The organism is Mycobacterium sp. IDUB_5 (genome assembly GCF_055419565.1).
The window spans coordinates 368,399-379,912 of the sequence record NZ_JBVAXX010000005.1; the positions used below are offsets into that span (position 1 = coordinate 368,399).

Genomic DNA, 11,514 nt, shown 5'->3' on the forward strand with positions numbered 1-11,514 from the left:
CGGCGTGTACCGGCACCGCTCAGCGCACCGTCGTCACGTAGTCCAGCGTCGGGTCCGAGGCGCTGATCGGATTGCCCGCCGCCCGAAGCGAACTCAGCAGACCGATCACCTCGGCGCTGAGCCGCTCACCGGGCATCACCAGCGGGATGCCGGGCGGATACGGGGTGATGGCCTCGGCGGCGATACGGCCGACGGACTCGGCCAGCGCGACAGTCGATCGGGCAGCGAAGAAGGCCTCGCGCGGGGTGAGCACCACCTCCGGCCGCACGGCCAGCAGGTCGCCGGTCCACGTACCGGCGACCTCGCCGTGCCGCTGCCCGAAATGCCCGGAGACTTCGGCGAAAGCGGTTGTGAGCCGGTCGAAATCGGCATCAGTGTTTCCGATAGTGCTGATGCAGAGCACATGTCCGGTTCCGGCGAGTTCGGGCTGCACGCCATGCACCCGGTTGAGCCGCGAGAGGATCTCGCGGGCGTCGGCGTCGAGACCGGCTACACCGATCAACAGCTTGGTCTCGTCCAATTGGTGAAGTCCCGTGCCGGCCCCGGCCAGGTCCTGCGGTCGCAGCACTGTCAACCCCGGAACACGCAGGAGCTTGTCCGCAGCGACACGCGCCCGGCCCAGCGCGTCGTCCAGCAAGGCTCGCCCGTCGGTGACCATCTGCCGGCGCGCCAGGTCGATCGACGCCATGATCGCGAAGTGCGGGCTCGTCGTCTGGACGAGTTGCAGCGAGCGCCGCACCGACGCCTCGTCGAGCTGCGCCGTGTCGACGTGCAGCACCGCGGCCTGACTCAACCCGGAGAGAATCTTGTGCACCGACTGCACCGTGGCTGCGGCACCCGAACACTCTGCACTGGTGGGCAATTCGGGGTGGAAGGCGAAATGTGGAGAGTGCGCTCCGTCGACCAGCAGACGCACTCCACGCTGCCGGCACAGCGCCGCGAGGGCGACGATGTCGCCGGTGGTGCCGTAGTACGTGGGATGCAACACCCACAGCGCGCGCGCATCGGTCTCGGCGAGTGCCTTTTCGACGACGGCGAGGTCGAGCCCGTGGGCGACGCCGAACCGATCGTCCCAACGCGGTTCCAGCCAGATCGGTCGGGCGCCGACCTGGACGAGCCCGGCAAGCACCGATTTGTGGGCGTTGCGCGCGACGAGCACCGGTTCGTCAGGGTGCAGCGCGGTCAGCGCAACGGCGATGTTGCCACCGGTGGAGCCCTGGACCATCACGAAACTCTGCGGTACGCCCCAGGCGTCGGCGATCAACTGCTCTGCCGCGAGAATCGGCCCCTCAGGGCAGTGCAGGGTGTCGGTGTCGGGCAGGTTGTTCAGGTCGAGGGCAGCGATGTTAGCCCGGAACCACGGATCGAACGTGCGGCCCCCTTTGTGACCGGGGGAGTAGAACGGCGCCTGATCGCGCTCGACAAACGACCGCAGCGACTCGAACAGGGGCGCCCGGCTGTGGTCACTGCTCATCGCCGTCAAAGCCCGTAGACGCGTCGCGCGTTGGTCGTACCGATCATGTCGACGATGCGGATCGCGTCGGATTCGGCGCAGTCACCGGACCGGATCCAGTCGCCCAACACCACACCCACGGCGCGCCGCCACAGGACCGAGCCCAGCACATGCAGCTCGGGCGGACCGAACGCGTCCGAGGAGTAAAGCTGCTTGGCGAACGGGGCAACTTCCAGCGCCTCGGCGACCAGGCCGGTGGACCGCGTACCCAGGTAGTTGATCGCCAGGCCGACGTCGAAGTTCACGTGGTCGAACGCCTGTGCCAGATAACCGGCGTGGCGGTGGAAGGGGTAACAGTGCAGCAGCAGAACCGGCACCGGTGGCATGATCCGCAGCAGCGGCAGCAACAGCAACGGGTCGCACCGGTGCAGATCGAGATCGCGGTCACCGAACCCGACGTGCACCTGCACAGGGAGTCCGTGGGCGGCGGCCTCGTGCACGCCGAACGCGATGAGTGTCGGATCGTCGACGCGTGTGGGACCGGGGCGCGCCGCCAGTGCCTGCGCGTGGGTGACGACGTCGGCGTCGCTGGGGCGGGTCCAGTCGATGTCGAATCCGGTGCGGTAGGCCACGATGGTCTTGGCGCCCACCACGGTCGGATCGGCCGATGCGCCCGCGAGCGCCGCGCGCATCGCGTCGGGGTAGTCCTGCGCGGAGGTGCCGCCGTCGAGGAGATCCTCGGCGACCCGTTCCAGCCGCACGATCTCCGACGTTCGTCCCGACGCGAGCTCGGCCAGTCGACGGTGGGTGGTGATCTGGTCGCCCTTGAACCCGGTGTCGACGATCCAGTGCGAGACGCCGGCGGCACGCAGCATCGTGGCGGCCAGCTCGTCGGCACCGAACTCACAGCGCCGCCTCCAGTACGTCTCCCCGTCGACTCTCGCTGGCAGTCCGAGAAGTGGTGCGCACCAACGTCGTATCGACAGCCCGAGCGGCGAGTCGAAGTTCGTCATCCACGGCGGCACCGGGTCGTTGGACCCCTCGTTGATGGAGAACTCGAACGTCGCTCGGTCGATGTCCGCACTGAACGTGCCGTGCACATGGTGGTCGATCAGTGACACCGTGCGCAGGTGGTCGGCGAGTCCCTCGGGAACCGACGCCTCGATTCCCCCGAACACGTCGTCCAGCTCACCACCCGGCATACTTCGCGACCTCCTCGGCGTCGACCCTCCCTGCAGCCGCATCGGCGATGGCTGTCCCGAGGATGTCTGCCGCCGTTGCTGCCTGCGCTTCGGTCAGCACCAACGGCGGGGTGATCTCCAGGACGTTCCCACCGACGTAGTAAACGACCGCACCCAACTCCCAGGCACGGTAGACCACCGCGGCGGCCAGCCGGGGGTCCCGGTCACCGGTAGCAGGATCGACGAGCTCCAGCCCGATGGCCAGCCCACGACCGCGAACGTCGCCGATGCGGTCGCCGCCGGGCATGTCCGCGAGGTCGCGCAGGGCGCCGGCCAGCATCGCACCCACCGTCGCTGCGTTCTCGATGAGCCCGTCCTCCACCACCGTTGTGAGCACGGCGCGTCCGGCCGCGGTGCACACCGGGTTGCCCGCGGTGGTCAGGAGCGCGGCGGCCGGGGGCTCGTCCAGGATCGCGGCCGGCCCGACCGCGGCGGACAGGGGGAGCCCACCGCCGAGTACCTTGCCGAAGGTGACGATGTCGGGCACGACACCGTCGTGCTCGAACGCGTGCAGAGTGCCGGGCCTGCCCAGTCCCATCTTGACTTCGTCGCAGATCAGCGGGACGTCGTGGCGCCGACAGATCTGATGCAGCTGGGCGAGAAACCCGTCCGGCGGCACGACGAGCCCGCCGTCGGACAGGATGGGCTCGACGATCAGGCAGGCCACCCGTCCGCCCGCGAGGTGCTGTTCGGCCAGCGAAAGGCAGTTCGCGACATCGGCGTCGATACCCTGCGGGCCGGGCCGGAACGGGTTCGGATACGGCAGGAACACTGCCTCCGGATCGGCGGGCACACCCGCGTCGACGTGCACGCCGGACACACCCATCGCGACACCGACGCCGCCGTGGTAGCTGTGCTCGAAGGCCACCACGGTCGGCCGTCCGGTGGCGTGCCGGCACGCACGCAGCGCGACGTCATTGGCGTCGGACCCGGCGTGGCCGAGGTAGACCCGCCGCTCGCCGCTGCCGGGCACCAGGGCGAGCAGGTCCTCGGCCAGGCCGACGGAGTCGGGGTGAACCGCAGAAAGTCCCCCCGAACCGGGTGCGGTGCGAATGGCACGGCTGACCGCGTCGACGATGGCGGGATGGCCGTGTCCCAGCCCGGAGGCCGTCCATGTGGCCGACAGATCCAGCAGTTCGCGGCCGTCGGGGGTGACGAGGATGCAGCCGTGCCCGGACTCCACTTCCAGCGGGAAGAAGCGCAGCTTCTCGATGCCGGCGATGACGGCCTCATCGCGGGCGTAGAGCGTGCTCACGCCGGCCGGGTCGAATCAGCGGTGGGCGTCATGTTCAGTTCCATCGCCAGCGATTCACCGACACGTTTGGCGATCCCCGACAGGGCGATCGCGATGACGAGACCGAGTGCACACCAGTACAGGCCGAGCAGGGGTGCAGCTGACCAGCTTTCGGCGTCTTTGACGTTGAACCACAGCACGGTGACGATCACGAGCGCGCCGAGCAGGGGCAGGACCAAGCCCGCGATCTTGCCCGTGCCGTTGTGCACCGGCATGAACTTCGGCGCTCCCATGAAGTAGGCGGCGGCGAGTTCGACGAGCAGATAGCACACCATCAGACACACCGAGCCCGCGACGGCGAACAGGAAGTACGCATCGATCGCGTCGTTGCCGGTGCCCATGTCGGGCCAGCCGGTGGCGCCGCAGATCAGGTCGACGACGAGAGCGACGACGACGACCAGCCAGGTGGCACGACGAGGGCCGCCGGTGTCGGCGTGGATGTGCGCCAGCGCTTTCGGGCCGAAGCCGTCACGTCCGAAGGCGTAGAGCATCCGACCCGAGGTCGCCGAGGTGGCGAGGTGGCAACCGAATGCGGAGACGACCGCGGTGAAGATGATGACCAGGGAGAACCACTGCCCGATGTAGGTTCCGCCGAGGTCGCCGAGGGTGTTACCCGAACTCTGGAAGGCTTCCAAACCTGCTGCGTCGGTGCCGAATCCGACGACCTGGGCGAACATCACCACGACGAACAGCACCCCGGTGAGGATCAGCGTCCCGGCCAGTGCGCGGGGGATGTTGCGTTTCGGGTCGTCGGTCTCCTCACCCATGGAGGCACACGCCTCGAAACCCGCCCACGACAGGAACGCGGCCACTACACCGGCGAGCACCGCGGATCCGGAGACGTCGCCACCGGAGAACGAGAAGACCGAGAAGTCGATCCCCGTGGTGGGCGCGCCACCCTTGGCGAAGATGGCGATCACGAGCACGATCATCGCCAGGATGCCGATGCCCTCGATCGCCAGCAGGATCTTGGCGAGGAGCTGAATGTCACGGCCGGACAACAGGAACGAGATGACCGCGCCGATGACGACGATGATCAGCCAGGGCACCTGGTAGGGATCGTCGACGCCGGGCTGCAGCGCGGCGATGAAGGAGTTCACGAACGCCGCGGTCAGCGCGAGCGTCCCGATCGAGAAACCCCAGTAGGCTCCCAGCATTGCGAAGCCGGAGAAGAATCCGGTGCGCGGACCGATCGTGCCGCCCACCAGCCCATAGGCCGATCCGGCGTGATTCAGGTGCCGTGTCAGGCGCACGAAGCTGTACCCGACCAGGGAGACGCCGACCAGGCCGATGAGGAACACCAGCGGGATCGATTTGCCGACGGTCCCGATCAATCCCTGGCCGTTGCCCGACATGGCCAGTGTCGGGCCGACGAGCGCGACGGACAACGCGAGCGCCACCCAGAACGGGAGTCGGCGGTGCGGGATCTGATCGGGCGCATCAGATGTTCCTGCGGTCACGGATGTCTCCTTCATCTCAGCAGGTCCAGGCGAGCCGGACGGCGTCGCAGATCTGTTCTGGCGATTGGTCTCCATAGGTCTTCTGCTCGTATCGACGTACGGCCAGAAGTGCGTCCACGACGTCGGCGCCCAGCAGCTCGGCGGCGACCTGAGAGGTCTCCATCGCGTCGAGCGCCTCCCGCTGGGCCAGCGGCAGCGGTCGGGTCTCGATGTCCGAGTGTGCCGGGTTCTCCGGGATCTCCTCCGGCAGGTCAAGGGCGCGATCGATCCCGCGGAGTGCGCTGCCCAGAAACGCGGCGGCGGCCAGGTAAGGGTTCGCGCTCGGATCGATGAGCTTGCACTCGATGTTCGCACCGTGCGGATTACCGGGTGTGGCGGCGACGAATCGGACGGCTGCTTCCCGGTTTTCGAGTCCCCAGCATGCGGTGGCGCCCGCCCAGTTGCCGGGCTTGAGCCGCAGCGGCGAGACGACCGAGCCGGCATAGACGCCGATCAGATCCGGCAGGGTGTCGATGACCCCGGCAATGGCGTGCCCGCCGGATGTGCGCAGGCCGTGGGGACCGCTACCTCCCGACAGCACCGGCCCCTGCGCATCGGACAGTGAGAGATGCAGGTGCGCCCCGTTGCCGGCTGCGCCGTCGAAAGGCACCGGCGAGAACGAGATTCGTAGACCGTGGCGGGCGGCGACGCGGCTGAGCACGATCCGCGCCAGGATGACGGCGTCCACTGCGGCCACGGGCGTGTCTGGGGCCAGAGACATCTCGAGCTGGTCGTGTCCGTACTCGGTGTGCAGCTGCTCGACGGACAGGCCGGCGCGCTGAGCGCTCACGGCAAGATCGACCAGGAATCCCGACCGGTCGAGTGATGTCCTGATTCCGTAGGGCGACCACGGCTCGGTGGTCGCGGGGCCGGCATCGGCGGCCAGCATCGTGCATTCCAGTTCTGCACCCATGCGCACCTGCAGGCCATGCTCGGCGGCTGCCTGCTCGGCCATGACGAGCCGGGTCCGCGTGCACAGGGGTGCCGGTCGACCCTGCTGATCGGTCAAAGTGCCCGGCGCCCAACCCACCCCGTTCTCGACCACCCGCACCTCGTTCTGGTCGATCCGGATCCGGAGATCACCGGCGACCCCGATCGTCGGTGTGAAGGCGATACCGCTGTCCACACAGAACACGCTCCAGGACGGGGACACCCCCATCCCGGAACGGGTGAACGCCCCGAGCCGTGACGTCGGCACGTATTTCGCTCGAGTCACGCCAGCGAGGTCCGTGACCGAGCCCGCGACGATGGCGACGCCCTCCTCACGCAGAGCGTCGACGTAGGCGGTCAGGTCGGGGTCCTCCATGGGCAACGAACTCCTCGGAACTCCTCAGGCGGTGGCGGTCACGTTCACGCTATGTCATAAATGTTTCAGAGTCTTTAACTTTGTCTGTTTATGATCGATTCATTAGATTCGACGAACGGGGATGCCGATGTGCCGGCTGTTGGGCGTTGCGTCGGCCGAACCGACCTCGGTGGCCGACGTCGTGGGCGAGGCGGTACTCACCGACTTCCTCGCGCTGACGAAGATCCACGGCGACGGCTGGGGCGTGGCCTCTGTGATCGAGCCCGATGACGTTCCGCGAGTCGAGGTTTCACCCGACAGCGCGATCGGCGATCCCCGGTTCGGCACGGCGGTCAAGGAGTCGGCGCGCGCGTCAGTGGTCCACCTGCGGTGGGCGACCAACGGCTTGGCGGTCAGGCCGGAGAATTCTCACCCCTTCGGGGCCGATGGGCTGGCGATGGCCCACAACGGCTCGATCAAGCCGATCGCCGCGCTCGACCAGCTGCTGGACCCCTCGATGGTGGCCGCGTTGCAGGGCAGCACCGACAGCGAGCGCTACTTCGCACTGATTCGCCAGCACCGGCCAACGGCCCCCGATCTCGCCGAGGCCGTGCGGCGGGCGGTCGCCCAGTTGCGCGGCATCTATCCCGATGCCAGCCTCAACGCGCTGGTGCTGGGGGAGGGTCGACTCATCGCGGTGCACGCGCATGCCCGAAGTGTGTTGCTGGACGAGGACATCGAGGAGATCAGCGCAACCGATCTACCCGCCGAGCATCTGGAGGACTACTTTTCGTTGCGCGTTGCCCGCCTCGACGACGGGACGGTGGTCATCGGCTCCACCGGTTTCGGCGATCTGCCGTGGCTGCCGCTGCCCCCCGAGAGCGTGGCGGAGGTCGTGCTCGACGATCTGTCGATGACGGTGCGGCCGATCATGGCAGATTGACCTGCATGACCGAACACAGCGAGTCGGTGGCAGCGCGGACCAGTGCCGCGTTGGCCGGGCTGAGCCGTGCAGAACGTCGGGTGGGCAGAGCACTGCTGGCCGACTATCCGAGCGCCGGCCTGAGCAGCGCCGCCCGGCTCGCCGAACGAGCTGAGGTGAGCCCGCCGACGGTGCTGCGCTTCGCGCAGTCACTGGGCTACGACGGGTTCGCCGGCCTGCAGGTGGCACTGCGTGCAGAACTCACCCGGCAGTCGAGCGGGCCACTGACCCGGCTCGCCGATGCGCCTCCCCCTGCCGGGAGTCACCTCGAGCGGCTACTGCATCAGGCGCGTGCGCAGAACGAGCGCGCCGAGCAGACGCTGGCGCAGCTGCCGGTGACGACGCTCGAGGCCGCGGTGACGCTGATGGCCGACATCACGCGGCCACTGCATCTTCACGGCGGCCGGTTCTCCCACCTCTTGGCCGTCTATCTGGCGGCACATCTGGAGCAGTTGCGGCCGGGTGTGCGGTTGCTCTCAGATCCGAAGGGCAGCGATCTCGGCACGATCATGGACCTCAGCCGGCGAGATGTGGTGGTGCTCTTCGACTATCACCGTTATCACCGCAGCGCCGCAGAACTCGCCGACGACGTTCATCGGGCCGGGGCGACGCTGCTGCTCATCACCGACGACATGGCCTGCCCGGTGGCGCCCGACGCCGAAGTCGTGCTGGCCGCCTCGAGCACGGTCGGCACGGTGTACCAGAGCATGTCGGCAGGCTTCCTGCTCACCGAACTCTTGATCCCGCTGGTGATGGACGCGATCGGCGAGCCGGCGCGCACGCGCATGGCGCTGTGGGAAGAGCGGCGGCGAGGCGAAGTGCTGGATCAAACCTGACCCGCCGTCACCAGCCCGTCGTGAGGACACGGTCGAGGCTGTCCACGAAATAATCCGCCGATTCGCGCGACACGCACAGGGGCGGCTTGATCTTCAGCACATTCAGGTAGTCACCGGTGGGTTGCATGATCACCCCCAGCGTCAGAAGGCGGTCGCAGATCGCCGCCGTCTCTTCGGTGGCAGGCTCCAGTGTCTCTCTGTCGCGGATGAATTCGAGCCCGAGGTAGAGACCCGAGCCGTGCACGGTTCCGACGATCGGATGCGACTCGGCGAGCTGAGCCAACCGATTCTTCAGATGCGCGCCGACGACACGGGCGTTCTCCTGCAGGCCCTCTCGCTGGATCACATCCAGGACAGCGAGGCCGATCGCCGACGACACCGGTGAGCCGCCCGTGGAGGAGAAGAAGTACCCCTGGGTCCGGTAGCGGGCCGCGATCGCTCGGCGGGTGACGACGATGCCGATCGGTTGTCCGGCGCCCACCGATTTCGCGACGGCCACGACGTCGGGCACGACCGCCTGCTGCTGGAATCCCCAGAACCATTCGCCGAGACGCCCATAGCCGACCTGCACCTCGTCCGCGATCGCGATGCCGCCGTGCCGGCGCACCGCCGTGTACACCTGATCGAGGTATCCGTCGGGCAATGCGACGCCGCCGGCGTTGCCGAAGAAGGATTCGCAGATGAATCCCGCGGGCGGTGTGCCCGCATCGGCGAGCGCATCGATCACCGACACGGCCTCTGGTGCATACCTGTCGGCGTCGGCGCCGCGATGCACTCCGCGATAGCCGTTCGCGGCGTCGACGGTGTGCACCCAAGCCGGCCGCGTGGCCAGCGCGTTCGGGTTGTCCGCGATCGACGTGGACACCGCGTCGCTGGCGAAGGTCCAGCCGTGGTAGGCCTCCCGCATCGCCACGATGTCCGGGCGGCCGGTGGCGGCCATCGCGATCCGAATCGCGAGATCGGTTGCCTCGGAACCGGAATTGACGAAGAAGACGGTGTCGAGTTCGTCGGGCAGCGTGGCCGAGACCCGTTCGGCGAACTCGGTGATCACGCCGTAGTTGAACCGCGAGTTGGTGTTCAGCAGTCGCATCTGCCTGTTGGCCGCCTCCACCACCTGTGGGTGGGCGTGCCCGACGGACGCGACGTTGTTGACCATGTCCAGGTATACCCGGCCGTCGGTGTCGGCGAGGTATTCACGCCAGCCGCGCTCGATGCGGGGAGGCTCGGCGTAGTAATGCTCCTGTACGTCGGCGAGTACCCGGTGTCGGCGCACGAGCGTGTCGTCGCGCCGCTCGCCCGCCTGCGGTGGCAGTCCGATCAGGGGAGCCGGGTCACCGGCCATGCGGCGCCAACCGCCGGCGGAGCGGGCGTCGACCAGCAGCGGGACCGGGTCCTGGTTCGCGCGGGTGTGCTGGATCTCGATCGGCGTGCGCGCCGGCAGTGCACTTCCGTTGGGAGAGAAGCCCGTCACGCGCACCACATGGTGGTCAGCCGTCGAGACCACGACCCCGTCGTCGGTGTCCTCCAGTCGCGCGCCCGCAGGGATGTCGAGGGAGGTGTCGTGCGCCAGCCAGACAGTGAGCGCGGTGGGCACGGTCATGGGGACGGCGGGGGTACGCATCGGCGCACCGGTGAGCCGCGGGCGCCACGCCGGAATCACCGCGGCGGGAGCGCCTTCGGAGAGCGCGGCCAGCGCAACCTGGCCCAGCGTGGCCTCGTCGGTCCACCGTCCCTCGTCGTTGATCACGGCCGTCGTGCCGACGTCGAGAACCGTCGCACCGGCGAGGCCGGCGATCAGTGGCCCTGCGCTCCACACCGGCCCGGGGCGGACCGGCATGTCCACCGCGTCGCGGATCAGCGTGTTCATCACCGGGAAAGGAACAGATATCGCCTGCTCGAGGATGAGGAGTTCGCGATCGAGCGCGGAATCGGCGTAGGCGTTCTGTGCATCGATGCGGACCTGCTGCCGACCGCTGAGCACCAACACCACGCCGCGCAGCGCGACCAGCGGCCAGAGCGCGTCGACCTCGTCCTCGGTCAGGGGGCGCCGCGCATGGAACGCGCCGATGGCGGGCAGCGCGTCGACCGGGCTCAGCCCATCGTGGTGTAGCAGCGACGAGACGGTCACGGCGATTTCGCCGACCGCCCATGATTCGCTGACATCGCCGAAATCGATGATGCCGTCCGGCAGTGCGCAGGGCCCGTGCGGGACGACGACGTTGTCGTCGGTCAGGTCGAAATGCCCGAGCTGCAGGGGAAGTCGGGATGCGACGGGCGCGAGATGGCTGCGGGCGGCGTCAGCGACGGAGACGGCGAGATCGCGGATGCGAGAGTCCGGTTCGTCGCGCAGCAGCGTATCGATCACCCGGTCGGCGTGGCGCAGATCCCACTGCAGCACGCGGCCTGACGCGGGGTGCGTCAGGCCGGACAGCGCCACGCTGACCTTCGCCGCGAGCTCGCCCATACGTGCAACGGTCGCGGGGGAGAGGTAGCCCGATCCCGTCAGCGTCGTGCCGCCCACGAACTCGAGAACACGTGCGTGCAGGCGACCGGCGGTGGTGTCCCACCATGCGGACATGGGGCCGCCGGACCCGAGGACGACGCGGGGAACACGCAGGCTCGGCTCGCGCTCGGCAACGGTGTCGGCGGCCAGACTCTGCAGGTCGATCTCCGATTCGCTGAAGGCAGGGTTGGTCAGCTTGAGCACGCCGATCGGCTCGCCGGTGTCCGGATCGGTGAGCAGAAAGTTCTGATCCTGCTGACTCCCCAGCTCTTTGAGGTCGCAGGTCGCGGAAAAGGACTCCTGCAGATGACGGCGGACCTCGTCGACGGCGAGACCCGGGGCGGGCAACTCGGCGTGTGCGAAGAAGTCGAACACCTCGGTCTCGATCATCAGATGCCTCGTCTCGACGGGGTGTCGCCGC

The 11,514-nt window shown here is 68.3% G+C and carries 8 protein-coding genes; 2 read left to right on the forward strand and 6 right to left on the reverse strand.

Going from position 1 to position 11,514, the window contains the following annotated elements; translation table 11 throughout:
• Positions 1-19: 19 nt before the first annotated feature.
• The 5 genes from ACZY1G_RS18550 to ACZY1G_RS18570 are packed head-to-tail and all read right to left on the reverse strand — an operon-like array spanning position 20 to position 6,793.
• Positions 20-1,474 carry an aminotransferase class I/II-fold pyridoxal phosphate-dependent enzyme gene (locus ACZY1G_RS18550; protein ID WP_463823248.1) on the reverse strand — a complete coding sequence of 485 codons (1,455 nt, stop codon included), beginning with the start codon at positions 1,472-1,474 and terminating at the stop codon, positions 20-22.
• 5 nt (positions 1,475-1,479) lie between these two features.
• The gene (locus ACZY1G_RS18555) at positions 1,480-2,655 is read right to left on the reverse strand and encodes an amidohydrolase family protein (protein WP_463823249.1); all 1,176 of its coding nucleotides are present in this window, start codon (positions 2,653-2,655) and stop codon (positions 1,480-1,482) included.
• A complete protein-coding gene (locus ACZY1G_RS18560; RefSeq protein WP_463816186.1) occupies positions 2,642-3,949 on the reverse strand; it encodes an aspartate aminotransferase family protein in 1,308 nt (435 codons plus the stop codon). The genes ACZY1G_RS18555 and ACZY1G_RS18560 overlap by 14 nt, the downstream gene beginning before the upstream one ends.
• Positions 3,946-5,448, reverse strand: a complete 1,503-nt coding sequence (locus tag ACZY1G_RS18565) for an APC family permease (protein ID WP_463823250.1) — start codon at positions 5,446-5,448, stop codon at positions 3,946-3,948. The genes ACZY1G_RS18560 and ACZY1G_RS18565 overlap by 4 nt, the downstream gene beginning before the upstream one ends.
• A 16-nt stretch (positions 5,449-5,464) precedes the next feature.
• Positions 5,465-6,793 carry a type I glutamate--ammonia ligase gene (locus ACZY1G_RS18570; RefSeq protein WP_463816188.1) on the reverse strand — a complete coding sequence of 443 codons (1,329 nt, stop codon included), beginning with the start codon at positions 6,791-6,793 and terminating at the stop codon, positions 5,465-5,467.
• Between the two features lie 127 nt (positions 6,794-6,920).
• Between ACZY1G_RS18570 and ACZY1G_RS18575 the strand changes: the two genes are divergently transcribed.
• Together ACZY1G_RS18575 and ACZY1G_RS18580 are read left to right on the forward strand one after the other, a co-directional pair.
• Entirely contained in the window at positions 6,921-7,715 is a 795-nt protein-coding gene (locus tag ACZY1G_RS18575; protein WP_463816189.1) for a class II glutamine amidotransferase, read from the forward strand.
• A 5-nt stretch (positions 7,716-7,720) separates the two neighbouring features.
• Positions 7,721-8,590, forward strand: a complete 870-nt coding sequence (locus ACZY1G_RS18580) for a MurR/RpiR family transcriptional regulator (RefSeq protein WP_463816190.1) — start codon at positions 7,721-7,723, stop codon at positions 8,588-8,590.
• A gap of 7 nt (positions 8,591-8,597) precedes the next feature.
• Here ACZY1G_RS18580 and ACZY1G_RS18585 read toward each other — a convergent pair whose 3' ends face one another.
• Positions 8,598-11,483, reverse strand: a complete 2,886-nt coding sequence (locus ACZY1G_RS18585) for an aminotransferase (protein ID WP_463816191.1) — start codon at positions 11,481-11,483, stop codon at positions 8,598-8,600.
• Positions 11,484-11,514: the final 31 nt, after the last annotated feature.

Coding starts and splice junctions, on each gene's coding strand:
- ACZY1G_RS18585 (WP_463816191.1), bottom strand. CDS start 11,483: ATGATCGAGACCGAGGTGTTCGACTTCTTCGCACACGCCGAGTTGCCC.
- ACZY1G_RS18580 (WP_463816190.1), top strand. CDS start 7,721: ATGACCGAACACAGCGAGTCGGTGGCAGCGCGGACCAGTGCCGCGTTG.
- ACZY1G_RS18555 (WP_463823249.1), bottom strand. CDS start 2,655: ATGCCGGGTGGTGAGCTGGACGACGTGTTCGGGGGAATCGAGGCGTCG.
- ACZY1G_RS18550 (WP_463823248.1), bottom strand. CDS start 1,474: ATGAGCAGTGACCACAGCCGGGCGCCCCTGTTCGAGTCGCTGCGGTCG.
- ACZY1G_RS18575 (WP_463816189.1), top strand. CDS start 6,921: ATGTGCCGGCTGTTGGGCGTTGCGTCGGCCGAACCGACCTCGGTGGCC.
- ACZY1G_RS18570 (WP_463816188.1), bottom strand. CDS start 6,793: ATGGAGGACCCCGACCTGACCGCCTACGTCGACGCTCTGCGTGAGGAG.